This is a genomic window from Ochrobactrum sp. SSR, assembly GCF_030067775.1.
Classification (GTDB): Bacteria; Pseudomonadota; Alphaproteobacteria; order Rhizobiales; family Rhizobiaceae; genus Brucella; species Brucella teleogrylli.
In genome coordinates this window covers 215,057-233,737 of record NZ_CP125971.1, presented here as the reverse complement: position 1 = coordinate 233,737, position 18,681 = coordinate 215,057, and the positions used below count along the sequence as shown (strand labels likewise).

Below are 18,681 nucleotides of genomic sequence, written 5' to 3'. Positions count from 1 at the left end.
GTCAGCGCCGGTTTGTTCAGAAACCAAGCGCGAGATAAATGGTGTTGCCTTCCTGCTTGACGGGGAACGTCTGCGTCGCACCTTCATCCGCGCCTTCAGCCTTGCCGGTCGCCAGATTGATGACCCAGTTATGCAGCGGGCAGGTCACACAACCGTCATGGACAATGCCCTGACTGAGCGGCCCATCCTTGTGCGGGCAACGATCTTCGATGGCGAACAGACGGTCATCGAACGTGCGAAAGACGGCAATCGTCGTCGGTCCGTTTTTCACGCAACGCGATCCTTGACGGGGAATGTCGTCCAGTGTGCCGATGGCAATCCAGTTTCTGACTATCTCGTTCATTCCGCAGCCTCCGCATTCAAAACAGCAATGGGTTTGAATTCGTGTTTGTCCTTGCCGGAAACACGTTCGGACCACGGATCGACCTGTGCGAACTTCTGCGAAAAGACGAAGTGGTCATAATAGGTCTGGCGCTTGTCAGTATCCTCCATGATCTGGCGACGGATTTCATCGAGACCGATGCGCTTGGCCCATTTATAGATGCGCTCCAGATAACGGGCCTGCTCGCGATACATCTGCGTCAGCGCCACGATATGCTCCAGAGCTTCGTCTTCCGTCTTCACCAGCCCCAGAACCTCCGTGCCCTTGATGTCGAGACCGGCTGCTCCGGCGAAGTGAATCTCGAAACCGGAATCCACGCAAATAACGCCGATATCCTTGCAGGTCGCTTCCGCGCAGTTGCGCGGACAACCAGAAACAGCCAATTTCAGCTTGGCGGGGGTCCACGAACCCCACATGAATTTCTCGATGCGGATACCAAGACCGGTGGAATCCTGTGTGCCAAACCGGCACCAGTCAGTGCCAACACAGGTTTTCACCGTGCGCAACCCCTTGGCGTAGGCCTGACCGGAGATGAAACCCGCCTTGCCCAGATCGGACCACACCGCTGGCAACTGTTCCTTTTCAATCCCCAGCAAGTCGATGCGCTGGCCGCCCGTGACCTTGACCATTGGAATGGCGAACTTGTCCACCACATCGGCAATGGCGCGCAGTTCGCTGGAATTTGTCACGCCGCCCCACATGCGAGGAACAACGGAATAGGTGCCGTCCTTCTGGATATTGGCGTGGACGCGCTCATTGATGAAACGCGACTGGTAGTCGTCGGCATATTCATCCGGCCAGTCGCAGACGAGGTAATAATTGAGCGCCGGGCGGCATTTGGCGCAGCCGCAGGATGTCTTCCATTCCAGTTCCTGCATGACGGCGGGAATGGTCTTCAGCTTCTTGGCCTTGATGAGCCTGCGCACATCGTCATGCCCGAGATCAGTGCAGCCGCACATGGGCTGCACGGCCCTGGGATTGTAGCTGTCCCCGAGCGTCAACGCCATGAGCTGCTCGACCAGTCCCGTGCATGAGCCGCAGGACGCGGACGCCTTGGTATGTGCCCGCACGTCGTCGAGCGAGGTCAGCCCTTTGCCGGTTATCGTGGAGACAATTTTACTCTTGCAAACGCCGTTGCAGCCGCAGATTTCTGCATCATCCGGCAAGGCTGCAACGGCCGCCATAGGGTCCAGCGGGGTTCCTCCCTGATAGGCCTGACCAAAAATCAGCGTATCGCGCATCGCCGAAATATCGGTCGCCTTTTTCTTCAGATCATTGAACCAGGCGCCATCCCCCGTTTCGCCATAGAGAACCGTACCGATGATCCGGTTTTCCTTGATCACAAGCCGCTTGTAGATGCCCGCTGTTGCATCGCGCAGCACGATCTCCTCCCGGTCCGCGGCATCGGCAAAATCGCCGAGCGAGAACAGATCAATACCCGTCACCTTGAGTTTGGTCGGCGTGTCGGAATGGGTGAAGGCTGGCGTAGTGTCGCCCGCCAGATGCGAAGCCGCCACACGTGCCATTTCGTAAAGCGGGGCGACCAGCCCATAGACCATGCCGCCCACTTCCGCGCATTCCCCGAGCGCCAGAATATTGGCATCCGACGTTCGCATGCCCGCATCGACGACAATGCCGCGATTGACCTCCAGACCGGCATCTCTGGCGAGTCCGACATTGGGGCGGATGCCGACGGCCATCACGACCAGCGTGGCCGGAATAATGGTTCCATCATCCAGCTCAACGCCTTCGACCTTGCCGCTACCGACAATGGCTTTCGTGTTCGCCTTGCAGATAACCTTGATGCCGCGCTCCTCGACCGCCCGTTGCAGCAGATAGCCTGCGGTGGGATCGAGTTGGCGTTCCATCAATGTGGGCATGACATGCAGCACCGTCACGTCCATGCCGCGCTGGGCAAGGCCCGCCGCCGCTTCCAGCCCGAGAAGACCACCGCCGATGACGATGGCTTTTTCGCGCGATTGTGCGGCAATCAGCATCGCATCGACGTCATCCAGATCGCGGTAGCTGATGACACCGGGCAGGTCCTTGCCCGGAACCGGAATGATGAACGGAACCGAGCCAGTGGCAATGACCAGCTTGTCATAGCTTTCCGTAACACCATGATCCGATATCACAGTTTTGGCATCGCGGTCGATGGAGACGACCTTGTGGCCCTTATAGAGCGTGATGCCGTGCTTGATGTACCAGCCATCGCCATGGATGACGATTTGTTCATAGGTCTTCTCGCCGGAGAGAACCGGCGACAGCATGATGCGGTCGTAATTGACGCGCGGCTCGGCGTTGAAAATAGTGACTTCATACTGGCCCGGCGCGTGCTCAAACAAATGTTCCAGCATGCGGCCGGGCGCCATTCCGTTGCCGATGATAACGAGTTTCTGTCTGGTTTGGTCGGGCATTGAATTTACTCCGCAGCTTCCACGAAGCGGTGACGCTCGTAAAGGAACTTCAGAACAGCCTCGCGGCATTTCAGATAGGTGCGGTCGGAGGCCAGCTCGATGCGGTTGCGCGGGCGGGGGATGGCGACATCCAGAACCTCGCCAATTTTCGCCGCCGGGCCGTTGGTCATCATTACGATGCGGTCGGAGAGCAGCACCGCCTCATCCACATCATGAGTGATCATCACCATCGTGTTGCCGAGCCGTGCATGGATTTCCATCACCGCATCCTGAAGATGGGCACGGGTCAGCGCGTCGAGCGCGCCGAATGGTTCATCGAGCAGCAGGATTTTCGGTTCCATAGCCAAGGCGCGGGCGATGCCGACGCGCTGCTTCATGCCGCCGGAAATTTCCGACGGGCGCTTGTCCTTGGCGTGCGCCATCTGGACAAGATCGAGATTTGCCATCACCCAGTCATGCCGTTCGGCTTTGGTCTTTCTGGAGCGGAAAACCTTCGTCACGGCAAGGTTGACGTTTTCATAAACCGACAACCATGGCAGCAGTGAATGGTTCTGAAAAACCACCGCCCGTTCCGGTCCCGGCTCGTTGACTTCCTTGTTTTCAAGCAACACGGCGCCGGACGAAACCGGCGTCAGCCCGGCAATCAGGTTCAAAAGCGTGGATTTTCCGCAACCGGAGTGACCAATGATGGAAACGAACTCGCCCTTGTTGATCGAAAGATTGATGTCTTTCAGGACTTCCGAGCGTTCAAAATGCTTGTCGATATGGTCAAGCTTGAGATAGGCGCTCATATCTCTTCTCCTCAGCTTGCAGAAGTGCTGCGGGTGATGAGCCGCCCGAGGGCCGCAACCAGCTTGTCGAGCGCGAAACCGACAAGGCCGATATAGGCGAGAGCGACGATGATGTCGGACAGGCGTGACGAGTTCCACGCGTCCCAGATGAAGAAGCCGATGCCGACACCGCCGGTCAGCATTTCGGCAGCCACAATGGCGAGCCATGAGAGGCCAACACCGATCCGCAGACCCGTGAAGATGTAGGGCGCCGCCGATGGCAACATGATCTTGAAGAAGAACTCGAACTGGTTGAGCCGCAGCACCTTGGCGACGTTGCGATAATCCTGCGGAATATTGCGCACGCCAACTGCGGTGTTGATGATGATCGGCCAGATCGAGGTGATGAAGATCACGAAGATCGCGGACGGGTTGGCGTTCTGGAAGGCGGCGAGGGACAATGGCAGCCAGGCCAGCGGCGGCACGGTGCGCAATACCTGAAAGATCGGATCGAGGCCCCGCATGGCCCAGACGGACTGACCGATGACTGCGCCGATCACGATACCTGCTATGGCCGCAAGACCGAAGCCATAGGCAACGCGTTCCAGCGAAACGAGCACGCGCCAGCCAAGCCCGATATCCTGCGAACCGTAATTGAAGAAGGGATAGGCGATCAGGTCGTAACTGTCCGCCCAAACCTTGGATGGCGCGGGCAGGGAAGCGTCGGGGGCAGCGCACAATATCTGCCAGACGCCGAGCAGCACGGCGAGCACCACCAGCGGAGGCAGAATGTTTCGCGCTGCGCCGCGTACGAGCGCGCCGATATCGAAAACGTGTTTGGGCTGTTTGGCCAGCCGGACGATATTCCCCGTGGCCTTTGTCGTCTTGGGCGTCAGCGGCGTAACGATGGTTTGATTTTTCAGCACGGCGGACATGCAACGCTCCTGTTCGAAGGTGGGAGAGGCGCGCTGTCGCGCGCTCGATTTGCTCAGGACGCAACCTTGATCGCGAGACTGTCGAGATAGGCGGAAGGGTTTTCAGGATCGAAGAACTTGCCGTCGAAGAATGTTTCCTTGCCGCGCGAGGTCGAAGCCGGAATATCGGCTGCCGCAACGCCTAAATCCTTGGCGGCTTCGCGCCAGATATCTTCACGGTTCACCTGATCGACCAACGCCTTGATATCGGTGTCCGGCGCGAACTTGCCCCAGCGAATATTCTCGGCAATGAACCAAGTGTCATGACTCTTGAAAGGATATGACGCCCCATTCGCCCAAAATTTCATTTGCAAATCGGTGCCTTGCGCAACACGGCCATTGCCGTAATTAATATCGCCCTTCAGGCGGCCCAGCACGTCTTTCGGCGGTACGTTGAACCACTGGCGCTTGCCGAGTATCTCAGCCATTTCGGCCTTGTTATCCATGCTTTCGCACCACTGCTGCGCTTCCATCACAGCCATGAGCAGTGCCTTGGCGGCATTCGGATTTTTCTCAATCCAGTCCGCGCGCATGCCAAGCGCTTTTTCCGGGTGTTGCTTCCAGATTTCGCCCGTCGTCGCGGCTGTGAAGCCGATGCCCTGATTGACGAGTTGCTCGTTCCAAGGCTCGCCGACGCAGAACAGGTCCATATTGCCGACCTTCATATTGGCGACCATTTGCGGTGGCGGCACCACGATGGTGGAAACGTCCTTGTCGGGATCGATACCGCCAGCGGCGAGCCAATAGCGAATCCACAGATCATGCGTGCCGCCGGGGAAGGTCATTGCGGCCTTCACCTCCTTGCCCTCAGCTTTCTTCTTTTCGAAGGCGGCCTTCAGCTTCGATGAATCGAGCTGAACACCGGTGCCGGCATATTCCTTAGCAACCGAAATGGCCTGACTGTCGTAGTTCAGCCGCGCCAGCAGGGCCATCGGCACCGGCTGGTTGTTTTGCGTCACCTTGCCAGCATGGATCAGATAGGGGAGCGGGGAGAGAATGTGCGCGCCATCAATGCCGTTCGATGCTCCGCCCAGCACAAGATTGTCACGCGTGGCGCCCCATGACGCCTGCTTGGCAACCTCGACGTCCGGCAGGCCGTGCTTGTCGAACAGACCTTTTTCCTTGGCCACGATCAGCGGGGCTGCATCGGTCAGCGCGATGAAACCAAGCTTCGCGCCGCTGACTTCCGGCCCGCTGGCAGCCGCGAAAGCGCCGCCGGGAAAGGCCGAACGGATGGCGGTGAAGAGCGCCGCTGTGGCGCTGGCTTTCAAAATGTTGCGCCGGGAAATCCCGGTCGTGGTTTCTGCCTTCTCATGCATTGTCATCAGCTGGCTTCCCCTATGCTGGCCTTGGTGACTGTTCGCTCCGCCGTCTCAAATCTGGGCACAAAAAAACGCCGCCTGGAGATCGCATCCTCGAACCTTGCGTTCGTGGTGCAATTCCTTGCGACGTCGGTGTCGTGACAGGAGCGGTATGTGGCTCGCTTGTTGCTCCGGTCGCCGTTGACCGGTGCATAAATCTAACACGCAAGGAACGTGCCAGACTTTTAAAATATTTGCAAGTAGTTGAAAATACGAAGTTTAAAGGGGTGAAAAAATAGACAGCCGTGGCTAGGCGTCAATATAGATCTGACTGTAATTTAGGCGATCATGACAAGATATGCGGCCCGGCGTGCAATCAATTTGGGCATTGCGGGTTAATCTTCTGCTGCGTGCGGATCGGCGAATGTCTCGCGACGCACATCGAAACCGCGCACATAGGCATCGATATCAGACGGATCGAAAACCCTGCCGTCCATGAAACGATCATCCGCATGTGTCCCCTCTACCGTGCCTGGTATGAAGGGTGAAAGGGCGATCCCGAGAGCCGCACAGTAAAGATCTGGCCGGTAGGACTGGGCCACTTTTTGCTGTGCCGTCCGCGATGCCGCTACCTGTCCCCAGCGCACCATCTGGCTATAAATCCACATCGCATCGTTGGGGCGGGGGCAATTGGCAAGACCGGCATGGAAGTCGAAATAATGTTCGATGACGCGCTGGTTCCCGCGAGCATCGAGATTGAATGTCCCGGCAAGTACGTTGCGAATGATATGCTGCGGCACGCCGAGATAGCGCTCGTCTGCCAGAGTCTCGGCCAACGCATCATGGTTTTCGATGCTGTCGCACCAGCGTGCGGCCTTATCGAGGGCGACGATCAAACGAGCAACGGTCGCGGGGTGGGTCTCAGCCCATTCCGGGCGCATGCCGATGACTTTTTCAGGCGCGCTTGGCCAGATATCCTGTTTGGCAGCGACAATGCGCCCGGCGCCCCGTTCTGAGGCCACCATGTTCCATGGCGCTCCGACGCAGAAACCGTCGATAGCACCTGACGCCAGAGCGTCTGAGGTCAATGGCGGCGGCACGACGACCAGTTTTACATCGCGGTCAGGATCAATGCCGCCTGCCGCCAGCCAGTAGCGAAACTCGTAATTATGCGACGAGAAAGGATAGGTCATTGCCAGCGTCAGGAGTGGTTCGCCGCGTGATTTCATGTCGCGCACGACGGACGCGAGCGCCCGCGCATTTTCCAGCGCATCTGCGGCTTCCGGCAGATCGGCAATTGCGCGCATCCGTTCATAAAGGCGCACTGACAGGGTGATGGCGTTGCCGCCGCGCCCTAGCGAGAACGGAGTTATCGTCGGCGATGGATTGGAGCCAAGTCCCAGCATGGATGCCACGGGCATGGGCGAAAGCATGTGTGCAATGTCGAATTGCCGGAAAGCGAGCCTGTCACGGACATTCGCCCATGAGACATCCTTGACGAGATCAAGGTTCAAGCCTTCCGCTCGAGCAAAACCAAACTCTGCCGCTGCAATCAGCACGGAAGCGTCCACCAGAGGAATAAACCCGGCGCGCAGCGTCCTGATTTCCTTGCCTGCTATGCCTGCTGGCGCGGCAAGCCCACTTCCGGTCTTGGTCAATCTGGTCGGCATGTTCACTTGCATACTCCCGGAATATTTGCCCCGGTTCTGAAATCTAAAGCTATTTCATCAGCAGTCCGGCTGCGGTCACGATACTTTGCGCAATGTCGGACATTTTCTTCTTTTCATTCATCGCAGTCTGTCGCAGCAGGGCAAAAGCGTCTTCTTCGGACAGGCCGCGCATTTTCATGAGAATGCCTTTGGCGCGCTCCACCACCTTGCGCTCCTCCAGTGCCGACTTTGCATCCGCAAGTTCGCGTTGCAGACGGCTGAATGCGTTGAACCGGCTGACGGCCATATCGAGAATGGGCTTCACGCGTTCTTTCTTCAGTCCGTCCACAATATAGGCGGAAACGCCTGCCTCCACTGCAGCCTCGATAGAGGCTGTGTCAGAGCGGTCGACAAACATGGCGATCGGGCGGCTTACGGTGCGGGTCAGCTGAAACAGATGCTCCATCATGTCGCGATTGGGGTTTTCTATGTCGATCACAATCACATCGGGATTTAGCGTTTCAATCATACGCGCTATGCCGTGCATCTTGTTGATCACCACGACTTTGCCGTGGCCTGCCTCGCGCAATCCTTCCTCAATGATCGAGGAGCGAATGGCGTTCTCATCGATAATGAGAATGGTCAGGTCCGGCTGCTTCATGCTGCATTGATGCCGTAGCGCCGTTACATTGGCAATAGCTTTCGGTCTATTTATTAATCAATTTTATATTTGGTTATTTTTTAATCAGAATTGATTGAATTGATTGCAGATTTGCTAAAAGTGCAGCGATCGTTCACAAGACGCGGATCAATGGCAGCTGGAGTTTCTGCCGGAACTTCTTGCCAAGGCTAACGGAAATTATCATGCACGAAATCATCTGCCCGCATTGCAACAAGGCATTCAAGATTGATGAAGCTGGATATGCAGATATTCTAAAGCAGGTTCGAGACAGTGATTTCGAGAAGCAATTGCACGAGCGCCTGGAGTTAGCAGAGCAGGACAAGCGGAATGCTGTCGAGCTTGCACAGGCCAAGGTTGCCAATGAACTGCAGAAAGCCGCCGCAGCCAAGGATTCTGAAATCCAGGAACTGAAGACAAGGCTTGAATCCGGGGAAGTCGCGAAGAAGCTTGCCGTAGCCGAGGCTCTGGGGGCCATCGAGAAAGAACGTGATGCTCTTTCGCACGAGCTTGAAAGCGTCAGGCGTGACAACGAAGCCACGTCTAAACTGGCCAAGGCAAAGCTTCTTTCTGAACTGCAGAAAGCGGCTTCCACCAAGAATGAAGAGATTCAGGATCTGAAAGCCCGACTCGATGCCAGCCAGATTTCTCAAAAACTTGCCGTCACCGAAGCTGTCAGCGCGATTGAGAAGGAGCGCGATGAACTGAAGAACGGGCTTGCCCGGGTGGCACTTGAAAAGCAACTTGCCGAGACAGCGCTCAAAGACAAATACGAAACGCAGCTCAGGGATCGCGACGAGGCAATCGAGCGTCTGCGGGATATGAAAGCGAAACTATCGACAAAAATGATCGGCGAGACGCTGGAACAGCACTGTGCAACCGAGTTCGACCGTATTCGTGCGACTGCTTTCCCACGCGCATATTTTGAGAAGGATAATGACGCGAGCAGCGGTAGCAAGGGCGACTTTATCTTCCGCGATATGGACGATGCGGGCACCGAAATCGTTTCGATCATGTTTGAGATGAAGAATGAGAACGACGAGACCGCGACCAAGAAAAAGAACGAAGATTTTCTCAAAGAGCTCGACAAGGACCGGTGTGCGAAAGGTTGCGAATATGCGGTTCTGGTCTCGCTGCTCGAACCTGAAAGTGAGCTCTACAACACAGGGATCATCGATGTATCCCATCGTTATCCGAAAATGTACGTCGTCCGGCCACAGTTCTTCATCCCAATCATCACGTTGCTGCGCAATGCAGCGATAAACTCGCTCAAATACAAGTCCGAACTGGCACTGGTGAAGGCGCAAAATGTCGACATCACAAATTTCGAAAGCCAGCTCGACGACTTCAAAGCTGCATTCGGGCGCAATTGGCGTTTGGCTTCTGACGGTTTTGAGGAAGCAGTCAAACGCATAGATGAAGCGATCAAGGATCTCGAGAAAACAAAAGAAGCGCTTCACAAGTCGGCCAACAATCTAAGACTGGCAAACGATAAGGCTGAGGACCTGACGGTCAAGCGGCTTACCCGCGGTAATCCGACAATGGCTGGTAAATTTGCCGAACTCCAGCAAGGATTGCCCGACGATGAATAGACATATCTGAAACCGCATAAACGCTCAGAGCGCATCGTGACAAATGATGAAGCTCCGGCATATAAGGGAGCGGGGGCTCTCGCGGAGCCAAATGGCGACCAGATAACGGAAAGAACTTCGGCGATCCGGCGTGGCTTTGGGGGAAGGATAGCGCATGGTTTTCGGGGCAACACCGCTCGACGAGGCATTGAACGCTATTCTCGCACATCGGCTGGTTGTGGGTGGGAGGAGTTTCCCCAAAGGGCATGTTCTCGACGCGCATGATATCGAATTTCTCCGAAAGGAGGGACATGACAGCGTGGTGTCGGCCCAACTGGAAGCCGGCGATGTTACGGAGAACGACGCTGCTGCCCAGATCGCATCTGCAATATCGGCAAGGGGCATTATTTGCTCTGCGGCCACGACCGGGCGGGTGAATTTTCTTGCAAGAGAGCCCGGTGTCTTCACCGTCAGCCGGAAGCTTGTGGACGCGGTGAATTCTATCGATCCGTCGATAACACTGGCGACCTTGCGCGAGTTTGACCGCGTTCGTGCCGGGCAGGTGGTTGCGACAATTAAGATCATTCCCTATGCCGTCCCGGAGAGTTCCGTCGCAGCGGTGCTTGCGCTGTGTCGCGACAAGAATATGCTCGGCGTTGAACCCTTCAGCGGACGCACTGTCGGGCTTGTTCAGGGAACGTGCCCGGCTTTGAAAACAAGTGTTCTGAATAAAACCCGTCAAGCGCTTGAAGCGCGTTTGACGATGAATCTTGGAGCCGTGGCGACAGAACTTCGGGTCTCGCATGCGGCGGAGCCGATGGCGTGCGCCATACAAAATGCAGCTGCGGTTTCCGACATTGTCGTTGTGTTCGGCGCATCGGCGGTTGCGGACAAGAACGATGTTCTTCCCAGTTCCATTCGCAAGGCTGGTGGGACGATTACTTATGTAGGTATGCCCGTGGATCCCGGCAATCTGCTGGTCCTTGGCGAAATCGACAGTAAGCCGGTGATCGGCGCTCCCGGCTGCGCCCGGAGCATCAAAGAGAACGGGTTTGACTGGGTTCTGGACCGCTTGATGGCGGGGATGAGCGTCACGCCAAAGGACATTGCAGCGATGGGCGTCGGCGGTCTTTTGCTCGATAGTCCTGCGCGCATTGCGCCGCGCGATGGTAGAGCGAAGAGAAAGCGCGATCTTGCGGTCATGATTGCTGTTCTGGCCGCCGGGCAATCCTCACGCATGGGCGGGGCGAACAAGCTTCTCGCCATTTTTGATGGCAAGCCGCTGGTGCGCCGGTCGGTTGAAAATGCGGTAGAAGCTGATCGTGGCCGGGTGATTGCCGTCACTGGCCATATGGCAGACGAAATTGCCGCTTCGCTTCAGGGGCTTGACGTCTCTATCGTTCACAATCCGGCTTATGCCCTTGGGCTTGCAAGTTCGATCAAAGCTGCCCTTGTCGCAGCACCGGCAGACTGCGACGGGCTGATGATCCATCTGGGAGACATGCCTGCGGTCAGCGCGCAGCACATTCGCATGATGATTGATCGTTTCCGCCAGCACGACGGAAACGCTGTCATTCGCGCCGTTACCGACGAGGGTGAGCGAGGAAATCCCGTCATTATACCGCGCCAGCTTTTCGAAGCCATTTCCGTCCTGTCGGGCGATGTGGGGGCAAGGCATATCATTGAGGCGAGCGAACTCCCTATCGTTGATGTACCCATTGGCTCTGCTGCCAGAATTGACGTGGATACGAGAGAGGCTGTCGTGAATGCCGGTGGACGAATTGTCTGAACATAGTTTTGGTCTTGCCAAGGACCCGTTGGCTGTCGCGCTCCATTGGCGCCAGAATGGCAAAGGGGTTGCGATCGCCACCGTCATTGAAACATGGGGATCGGCGCCGCGTCCCACAGGCAGTCATCTTGTTGTCGACGCGTTGGGCAATTTTGAAGGCTCGGTTTCCGGGGGTGTGTCGAAGGTGCAGTCATTGAAGAGGCGCTGGAAACGATAGCGTCCGGAAAGACAAAGCTGCTGGAGTTTGGCGTTGCCGATGAAACGGCATGGCGCGTGGGGCTGTCTTGTGGGGGCAAGATCAGGGTCTATGTGGAGAAGCTCGATTGATGCAAAGCTCTCTTCTTGCGGAACTGAATGAGCTACGCGCCAGCCGTTTGCTCGTAGCGACATTGACCGATCTGGACCAGAGACGCACTGAGCTTGTGCGGGATGCTGAGGTTGTTTCTAGTGCGTTTCAACCGCACGTTCGACAGGCGTTTCAAACCGGTAAGGCGCTCTATTTTGTGGCCGACAATCGACGGTATTTCATCAATATATATCGACCGGCATTGCGGTTGAAACTGGTGGGGGCAGTCCACATCGCCCAGCATCTTGCGCAGATGGCCATCATGACGGGTTTCGATGTGGAGGTCATCGACCCGCGGACAGCGTTTGCAACGCCGTTGCGGTTTCAGGAGGCCGCTCTTAAGGCAGTCTGGCCGGAGGAGGCGTTTCGCGACAGCCCGCTGGACCGGTATACTGCGGTTGCCACGCTTACGCATGATCCCAAAATTGACGAACCGGCGCTATCACTGGCAATGCAGTCGGATTGCTTTTACATTGGGGCATTGGGCAGTCGTCGAACCCATGCCCAACGCATGGAAAACCTGAAGAAACTCGGGCACAATGCCACCGATCTGGCGAGGATTTCATCCCCGATAGGGCTGGATATCAAAGCCGCGACACCTGCCGAAATCGCGGTCGCCATATTGGCCGAGATCATTCAGAAATCAAACCAGGCAACGGACAGGTGAACATGACCGCAACAGCCCGTAGCATTCTGCCCGGAACCGCCGAAGGGCCAATCCTGGCGACAACCGAACCGCTCAGCTTTTGGGGTGGGATTGATCCTGCTTCGGGTAAAATCATCGACGTGCACCATCCCCTCCACGGGCAGAGTATCAGAGGCGTTGTGCTGATGATGCCATCAACGCGCGGTTCCTGTACGGGTTCAGGCGTGCTGCTTGATTTGGCATTAAATGGCATGGCACCGGCTGCGCTGATTTTCTCCCAGACTGAGGATGTGGTGACGCTGGGGGCGCTGATCGCCGACAAGATGTTCGACCATCCTCTACCCGTCTTGCGCCTGCCACCGGAGGACTGGGAGCGCTTACGAAAAGAGCCGGAGGTCAAGATCACGCCGACCAAGTTAACCGCGCCCGGCTTTACCCTGCCGCTCGTGGGGTCGAAGGAAACGAGGCTCGAACTTTCCGCAGCTGATCAAGCCATGATGACGGGCGCAGATGGCGATGCCACCAAGCTCGCCATGGAAATTATCTGCGCGATGGCCGAAAACCAAGGCGCAGAACGCCTGATCGATGTCGCGCAGGCGCATATCGACGGCTGCATCTATGCAAGCCCGGCCAACTTGATCTTCGCCGAGAAGATGGCGGATATGGGTGCGCGGGTTCGCGTACCGACGACAATGAATGCCATTTCCGTTGATCGCGAACATTGGCAGGCGCAAGGTGTGCCTGCATCCTTTGGGCGGCCCGCCGCACGGCTTGCCGATGCCTATGTGCGGATGGGGTGTCAGAACACATTTACCTGCTCGCCCTACCTTTTGGACACCGCGCCGAAAATGGGGGAAATGATCGCATGGGCCGAAAGCAATGCAGTCATCTATGCAAACACCATGCTTGGGGCCCGCACGGCGAAGCATCCCGATTTCCTTGATCTCTGCATTGCCATGACGGGACGCGCACCACTGTCGGGCGTTTATCTTGATCAACATCGATTTGCGCAGCGTATCATCCACGTTGATATACCCGAAGGGTTCGACGACGCTTTCTGGCCCTTGATTGGTTATCTCGCGGGTAAGGTTTCGCCGGATCGGATTCCACTCCTGAAAGGGCTCAGGGACGCCAAGCCGACACCGGAAAATTTAAAAGCCATGTGTGCGGCCTTCGGTACGACTTCCGCTGCACCCATGCTGCATGTCGAAGGCGTTACACCGGAAGCGCATTTTGTTTCGCCCACAGCCGATACGGTCTCTATCACAAGGAACGACATGGTGGATGGATGGAAGTCACTGAACGATGGTCCAGATGCGGTGGATCTGGTAGCCATCGGCAGCCCGCACGCTTCGCTTGAGGAATGCCGCGCCTTTGCAAACGCTTTGCGAGGCGGCAAAGCGGTCAGAACCACCATTATCACCGCGGGGCGTCAGGTTATAGCTGCGGCGCGCGAAGATGGAACATTGCAAAGGCTGGAAGCCGCGGGCGTTCAGGTGATCCCGGATCTCTGTTGGTGTTCCATTTCCGAACCGGTTTTTCCGGTCACGGCCAAAGCGCTGATGACCAATTCCGGAAAATACGCACATTATGGGCCGGGTTTGTCTGGCCGTGCGGTGCGTTTTGGTAGTCTTGCGAGCTGCGCAGAGGCCGCAAAGACAGGCCACGTAGCGCGGGGCCTGCCGACGTGGCTTGAGGGATGATGAGAAGAGCCGGTGTTGGCTATCGCCTGGCGCTTCAGGCAATGACGCCAGACTTCAGCAGTGCTGAGAAACGTGGGTCGAAATGCCTGCTGATCTGCTCAAGGGCTGCTCCGCGCGCCACGGCCCATATATCGGTCAACCCGACCAGCAGACGCGGCAATGTCCGCACCGGATAATCTACGCTGGAGGAAATGAGCGGCTCGATCCGGTCCACGAGCCGGTTGGCCAGAAGTTTCGGCGCGCCGCCACACAGAATAACTGTTTGCGGGTCGAAGATCGCTTCTATCGTATGGATGGCGGATCTCAGTTCCATCGCCGCCCGCTCCAACCATGTTTCCAGTTGCGGATCGTTCTGCGCCAACAGGGCTTCCAATTCCGCAGAAAGATCGGGCTGCGCTTCGTCGATTTTCAAATGTTTGTAGAGCGACCAGAGAGAAGCATGGTGTTCCAGTGGCGTTTGCGCGCCACGATTGGTCATAAGCATGGTGCCGATTTCACCGGCATTGCCCTTGCTGCCCGTATAGATTTCTCCGTTCAGTATCAGCCCGGCGCCGACACCGTAGCCCATATAGATACAGACGACATTATCGAGGCCGTCTGCGAGACCAACCATTTTTTCTGCCCGCGCGCAGGCGGCAGCATCGTTCTGCAATGTTACAGTCAGGCCGGTGCTTTGGGTCAACCTGTCGATCAGCGGGAAAGATTGCCATGCACTCATCACCCATCGGTCATGCTCGGGAACCCTTGTCCCGAAAGGGCCGGGCATGGCGACCCCAAGCCCCGACATCCGATAGTGTCCATCGAGGAATTTCCGTGCGAGCGTCGCTTGCGCTTTGGCAATTTCTTCCAGAATGATGGCGCAGCCTTCTTCCGGATTATCGGGTGGCAGTCTGGCCTCTCGCCGCACGACTTCATCGCCGGTCAGATTGACGATGACGATCCGGGTCAGATGCCGGTCGATCTGAACGCCGAGCGCGAATGCGCCCTCGGGCACCAGCCGGTAGGGCGTTGCCGGTTGTCCGCGACCACGCCTGACCGCATTTTCCGAACTCACCAATCCGTCGCTTTCCAGACCTTCAATCAGGTTGGAGATCGTCTGTTTGGTGAGATTTGTCGCACGGGCGAGTTCGGCGCGGGAGAGCGATCTGTTTTGGCGCAGGGCGTCGATGATCACCCTGCGATTATGGGCGCTTGTACCCTCATGATTGGTGCCACTCGTGGCCCGAATGTCGCTCTTTCTTGGCATCCTCAATCCCTCTTGACACCAGTAGATATTTATAACACGTTTAAGTCAATGGATTTGACTTAATAAAGAACATGAACATTTAATAATGGTGGAACAACAGCTCTGATCTCACGGCGATAAGGCAATGTGCACGGCACTAGCACAAGCCGGAGGCAGGTTAACGGGAGGTACCAATGCTTAAATCAATTCGCACCGTCTTGCTGGGTACGCTGGCCGTATCCGCTTTCTCGGTTCCGCACGCATTTGCTGAAACGACCCTGAATGCCCTGTTCATGGCGCAGGCCGCTTATAGCGAAGCGGATGTACGCGCGATGACGGAGGCCTTTCAGACAGCCAATCCGGATGTGAAGGTCAATCTGGAATTCGTGCCCTATGAAGGGTTGCATGACAAGACGGTTCTGGCTCAGGGTTCGGGGCAGGGCTATGACGTTGTGCTGTTCGACGTGATCTGGCCAGCCGAATATGCAAGCAACAATGTGCTTGTCGATGTCTCGTCGCGCATTACGGACGAGATGAAGAAGGGCGTTCTGCCGGGTGCCTGGACGACGGTTCAGTATCAGGACAAATATTACGGCATGCCGTGGATTCTGGATACCAAGTACCTGTTCTACAACAAGGAAATCCTTGAGAAAGCGGGTATAAAGAACCCGCCCAAGACCTGGGCGGAACTCCACGATCAGGCAAAGATCATCAAGGACAAGGGCTTGCTTGCATCGCCGATTGCGTGGAGCTGGGCTCAGGCGGAGGCCGCGATTTGCGACTACACCACGCTGGTGAGTGCTTATGGCGGCGATTTCCTGAAAGACGGAAAGCCCGCCTTCGACAAGGATGGCGGACTGGATGCCCTCAAATATATGGTGGACAGCTATAAGTCCGGCCTCAGCAATCCGAACTCGAAAGAGTTTCTGGAGGAGGACGTACGCAAGGTCTTCCAGAATGGTGACGCCGCTTTCGCGCTGAACTGGACCTATATGTATAGCAAGGTCAATGACCCTGCCGAAAGCAAAGTGGTTGGCAAGGTGGGTGTCGTGCCCGCGCCGGGCGTCGATGGCAAGAGCGAGGTTTCGGCGGTCAATGGTTCCATGGGGCTTGGCATCACCACCACCAGCAAACATCCTGATGATGCGTGGAAATATATCGTCTTTATGACCTCGCAAAAGGTCCAGAACGATTATGCAAAACTGTCTCTGCCAATCTGGGCGTCGTCCTATGATGATCCGGCTGTATCGAAGGGACAGGAAGAGTTGATCGCGGCAGCGAAGCTCGGTCTGGCTGCGATGTATCCGCGCCCGACAACACCGAAATATCAGGAAATGTCCACGGCCTTGCAGCAGTCCATCCAGGAAGCTTTGCTTGGACAGTCTTCGCCGGAAGACGCCCTCAAATCCGCAGCTGAAAACAGCGGACTCTAAGACCCTGATGGGGGTGGGTGCACCTGCATCCGCTCCCTTCTTCCATTTAGACTGAGGTGCAAACAATGTCCGGCAACTGGATGACTATGCGAGCGTGGTTGCTGATGCTTCCGTTACTCGCCGTCATGGTTTGCGTGATCGGCTGGCCAATGTTTGAAACGGTGCGCCTTTCGTTCACCGATGCAAAGCTTGTCGGCACTGGCGGCGATTTCGTTGGTATTGCCAATTACATCAAGATGCTGTCCAGCTCCAATTTCCAGCGTGCTTTCTGGACCACAACCTGGTTTTCTCTCATCTCGGTGTCAGCCGAAATGGTCCTTGGCGTTTTGGCGGCACTGTTGCTGAACCAGCAGTTTTATGGCCGCACTGTTCTGCGAGCCTTGCTTATTCTGCCATGGGCGTTGCCAACGGTGGTCAACGCAACACTATGGCGTCTCATCTACAATCCCGAATATGGTGCGCTCAATTCGCTGTTGACCCAGCTTGGCATCATTTCAGACTACCAGTCATGGCTCGGCGAACCGTCAGCAGCAATGACGGCGCTGATTGTTGCCGATTGCTGGAAGAACTTCCCGCTTGTCGCACTCATCGCGTTGGCGGCCCTTCAAGCCGTCCCAAGAGACATAACAGCTGCATCGCTCGTCGATGGCGCGGGTCCATTCAACCGATTCCGGTTTGTGATTCTGCCCTATCTTGCGGGACCATTGATGGTCGCGCTTGTGCTCCGCACCATTGAGGCATTCAAGGTCTTTGACATTATCTGGATCATGACCCGCGGTGGCCCCGCCAATTCCACACGTACGCTTTCTATCCTCGTTTATCAGGAAGCATTTTCCTTCCAGCGCGCGGGATCTGGTGCATCGCTGGCGCTCATTGTGACCCTGATCGTTACGGTGTTGGCGTTGGGCTATGGTTTTCTGGTGCGCAAAACGGCTGGAGCGGCAACATAATGGAACGTCGAAGCCCCATCGCAACTTTCTTCGTTTATCTCGCTGCGCTGTCGCTGGCAGTCATTATCCTCGCGCCCTTGTTCTGGCTGTTTGTCATGAGCATATCGCCGATGGCCGACCTGTCTGTTCGCCCATTGAAATGGTGGCCGACCACAGCGGATTTTTCTCGCTATCAGACTCTGCTGTCCACGGTCCCCAATAGCGCTGGCGCTGCCTTTGTGGCATCGATGTATAACAGTCTGAGAGTGGCGGGCATGGCCACCTTAGTGGCGATCCTTGTTGCGATCCCTGCCGGTTGGGCGGTATCGCGGACCTCGCGCATCGGTTGGTCGCTCACTTTGGTCATCGGCACATACATGCTGCCTCCGGTGGCTTTGGCCGTGCCGCTTTACATGCTCCTTGCAAAACTAGGGCTGTTGAATTCGGTATTCGGTCTTGCGCTTGTCTACCTCACCATTCTGGCACCATTCACCACATGGCTGATGAAGTCTGGCTTCGATGGTATCCCGCAGGAGATTGAGCAGGCCGCGATGATTGACGGTGCAAGCCTGTTCCAGACATTGCGTATCATCACGCTGCCGCTTGCATTGCCGATTGTTGCGACATCGGCGCTGTTCGCATTTCTGCTGGGATGGGACGAATTTTTCTATGCGCTTTTGTTCACATCGGATCAGAGAGCGCGGACGCTGACAGTTGCTATTGCCGATCTGGCTGGCGGGCGCGTTTCCGATTACGGCTTGATCGCGACTGCGGGTGTTTTGGCAGCACTTCCACCGGTTATTGTTGGGCTTTTGATGCAACGCGCACTTATCTCCGGCCTCACCAGCGGCGGCGTGAAAGGATGAT

At 56.5% G+C, this 18,681-nt stretch carries 15 protein-coding genes and 1 pseudogene; 8 read left to right on the top strand and 8 right to left on the bottom strand.

Going from position 1 to position 18,681, the window contains the following annotated elements; genetic code table 11:
- Positions 1 to 16: 16 nt before the first annotated feature.
- The 7 genes from nirD to QLQ11_RS18520 all read right to left on the bottom strand — a co-directional run bounded on the left by nirD (position 17) and on the right by QLQ11_RS18520 (position 8,154).
- On the bottom strand, positions 17 to 343 hold the full coding sequence (gene nirD, locus QLQ11_RS18550; protein ID WP_124915392.1) for a nitrite reductase small subunit NirD: 327 nt from the start codon (positions 341 to 343) through the stop codon (positions 17 to 19).
- Complete coding sequence (gene nirB / locus QLQ11_RS18545; protein WP_283735238.1) at positions 340 to 2,799, bottom strand: nitrite reductase large subunit NirB; 2,460 nt, start codon at positions 2,797 to 2,799, stop codon at positions 340 to 342. Before nirB ends, nirD begins: the two co-directional genes overlap by 4 nt.
- A 5-nt stretch (positions 2,800 to 2,804) precedes the next feature.
- Positions 2,805 to 3,590, bottom strand: a complete 786-nt coding sequence (locus QLQ11_RS18540) for an ABC transporter ATP-binding protein (protein ID WP_283735239.1) — start codon at positions 3,588 to 3,590, stop codon at positions 2,805 to 2,807.
- A gap of 11 nt (positions 3,591 to 3,601) precedes the next feature.
- On the bottom strand, positions 3,602 to 4,504 hold the full coding sequence (gene ntrB, locus QLQ11_RS18535) for a nitrate ABC transporter permease (protein ID WP_283735240.1): 903 nt from the start codon (positions 4,502 to 4,504) through the stop codon (positions 3,602 to 3,604).
- Between the two features lie 53 nt (positions 4,505 to 4,557).
- Positions 4,558 to 5,868, bottom strand: coding sequence for a CmpA/NrtA family ABC transporter substrate-binding protein (locus QLQ11_RS18530; protein ID WP_283735241.1), 1,311 nt, complete (start codon positions 5,866 to 5,868; stop codon positions 4,558 to 4,560).
- Positions 5,869 to 6,239: 371 nt separating this feature from the next.
- On the bottom strand, positions 6,240 to 7,514 hold the full coding sequence (locus tag QLQ11_RS18525) for a CmpA/NrtA family ABC transporter substrate-binding protein (RefSeq protein WP_371836082.1): 1,275 nt from the start codon (positions 7,512 to 7,514) through the stop codon (positions 6,240 to 6,242).
- A 49-nt stretch (positions 7,515 to 7,563) separates the two neighbouring features.
- Positions 7,564 to 8,154: an ANTAR domain-containing response regulator gene (locus QLQ11_RS18520; RefSeq protein ID WP_121537755.1), complete on the bottom strand. Its 591-nt coding sequence runs from the start codon at positions 8,152 to 8,154 to the stop codon at positions 7,564 to 7,566.
- A 203-nt stretch (positions 8,155 to 8,357) separates the two neighbouring features.
- Here QLQ11_RS18520 and QLQ11_RS18515 point away from each other — a divergent pair, with 203 nt between their 5' ends.
- From QLQ11_RS18515 to QLQ11_RS18495, 5 genes and pseudogenes are all read left to right on the top strand, one after another.
- Positions 8,358 to 9,764: a DUF2130 domain-containing protein gene (locus QLQ11_RS18515; RefSeq protein WP_121537757.1), complete on the top strand. Its 1,407-nt coding sequence runs from the start codon at positions 8,358 to 8,360 to the stop codon at positions 9,762 to 9,764.
- A gap of 154 nt (positions 9,765 to 9,918) precedes the next feature.
- The gene (locus tag QLQ11_RS18510) at positions 9,919 to 11,532 is read left to right on the top strand and encodes a molybdopterin-binding/glycosyltransferase family 2 protein (RefSeq protein WP_283735243.1); all 1,614 of its coding nucleotides are present in this window, start codon (positions 9,919 to 9,921) and stop codon (positions 11,530 to 11,532) included.
- Positions 11,510 to 11,859: pseudogene (locus QLQ11_RS18505) on the top strand (XdhC family protein). The gene QLQ11_RS18510 and the pseudogene QLQ11_RS18505 overlap by 23 nt, the downstream one beginning before the upstream one ends.
- A complete protein-coding gene (locus QLQ11_RS18500) occupies positions 11,799 to 12,545 on the top strand; it encodes an XdhC family protein (RefSeq protein ID WP_283735244.1) in 747 nt (248 codons plus the stop codon). Before QLQ11_RS18505 ends, QLQ11_RS18500 begins: the two are co-directional and overlap by 61 nt.
- A gap of 2 nt (positions 12,546 to 12,547) precedes the next feature.
- The gene (locus QLQ11_RS18495; RefSeq protein ID WP_283735245.1) at positions 12,548 to 14,227 is read left to right on the top strand and encodes an aconitase family protein; all 1,680 of its coding nucleotides are present in this window, start codon (positions 12,548 to 12,550) and stop codon (positions 14,225 to 14,227) included.
- 34 nt (positions 14,228 to 14,261) lie between these two features.
- On the opposite strand, the gene QLQ11_RS18490 is transcribed toward QLQ11_RS18495, so the two are convergent.
- Positions 14,262 to 15,473: an ROK family protein gene (locus QLQ11_RS18490; RefSeq protein ID WP_371836049.1), complete on the bottom strand. Its 1,212-nt coding sequence runs from the start codon at positions 15,471 to 15,473 to the stop codon at positions 14,262 to 14,264.
- A 173-nt stretch (positions 15,474 to 15,646) separates the two neighbouring features.
- Here QLQ11_RS18490 and QLQ11_RS18485 point away from each other — a divergent pair, with 173 nt between their 5' ends.
- The 3 genes from QLQ11_RS18485 (at position 15,647) to QLQ11_RS18475 (ending at position 18,680) form a co-directional block, all read left to right on the top strand.
- Entirely contained in the window at positions 15,647 to 16,885 is a 1,239-nt protein-coding gene (locus QLQ11_RS18485) for an extracellular solute-binding protein (RefSeq protein ID WP_283735247.1), read from the top strand.
- 65 nt (positions 16,886 to 16,950) lie between these two features.
- Positions 16,951 to 17,835, top strand: a complete 885-nt coding sequence (locus QLQ11_RS18480; RefSeq protein WP_283735248.1) for a carbohydrate ABC transporter permease — start codon at positions 16,951 to 16,953, stop codon at positions 17,833 to 17,835.
- The gene (locus tag QLQ11_RS18475; RefSeq protein WP_371836048.1) at positions 17,835 to 18,680 is read left to right on the top strand and encodes a carbohydrate ABC transporter permease; all 846 of its coding nucleotides are present in this window, start codon (positions 17,835 to 17,837) and stop codon (positions 18,678 to 18,680) included. The genes QLQ11_RS18480 and QLQ11_RS18475 overlap by 1 nt, the downstream gene beginning before the upstream one ends.
- Position 18,681: the final 1 nt, after the last annotated feature.

Bases quoted from the DNA above. Each gene is read 5' to 3' on its own strand.
- nirD (WP_124915392.1), bottom strand. From the start codon at position 343: ATGAACGAGATAGTCAGAAACTGGATTGCCATCGGCACACTGGACGAC.
- QLQ11_RS18530 (WP_283735241.1), bottom strand. From the start codon at position 5,868: ATGACAATGCATGAGAAGGCAGAAACCACGACCGGGATTTCCCGGCGC.
- ntrB (WP_283735240.1), bottom strand. From the start codon at position 4,504: ATGTCCGCCGTGCTGAAAAATCAAACCATCGTTACGCCGCTGACGCCC.
- QLQ11_RS18500 (WP_283735244.1), top strand. From the start codon at position 11,799: ATGGCGCGTGGGGCTGTCTTGTGGGGGCAAGATCAGGGTCTATGTGGA.
- QLQ11_RS18475 (WP_371836048.1), top strand. From the start codon at position 17,835: ATGGAACGTCGAAGCCCCATCGCAACTTTCTTCGTTTATCTCGCTGCG.
- QLQ11_RS18515 (WP_121537757.1), top strand. From the start codon at position 8,358: ATGCACGAAATCATCTGCCCGCATTGCAACAAGGCATTCAAGATTGAT.
- QLQ11_RS18520 (WP_121537755.1), bottom strand. From the start codon at position 8,154: ATGAAGCAGCCGGACCTGACCATTCTCATTATCGATGAGAACGCCATT.
- QLQ11_RS18525 (WP_371836082.1), bottom strand. From the start codon at position 7,514: ATGCCGACCAGATTGACCAAGACCGGAAGTGGGCTTGCCGCGCCAGCA.
- nirB (WP_283735238.1), bottom strand. From the start codon at position 2,799: ATGCCCGACCAAACCAGACAGAAACTCGTTATCATCGGCAACGGAATG.
- QLQ11_RS18495 (WP_283735245.1), top strand. From the start codon at position 12,548: ATGACCGCAACAGCCCGTAGCATTCTGCCCGGAACCGCCGAAGGGCCA.
- QLQ11_RS18540 (WP_283735239.1), bottom strand. From the start codon at position 3,590: ATGAGCGCCTATCTCAAGCTTGACCATATCGACAAGCATTTTGAACGC.
- QLQ11_RS18485 (WP_283735247.1), top strand. From the start codon at position 15,647: ATGCTTAAATCAATTCGCACCGTCTTGCTGGGTACGCTGGCCGTATCC.
- QLQ11_RS18490 (WP_371836049.1), bottom strand. From the start codon at position 15,473: ATGCCAAGAAAGAGCGACATTCGGGCCACGAGTGGCACCAATCATGAG.
- QLQ11_RS18480 (WP_283735248.1), top strand. From the start codon at position 16,951: ATGTCCGGCAACTGGATGACTATGCGAGCGTGGTTGCTGATGCTTCCG.
- QLQ11_RS18510 (WP_283735243.1), top strand. From the start codon at position 9,919: ATGGTTTTCGGGGCAACACCGCTCGACGAGGCATTGAACGCTATTCTC.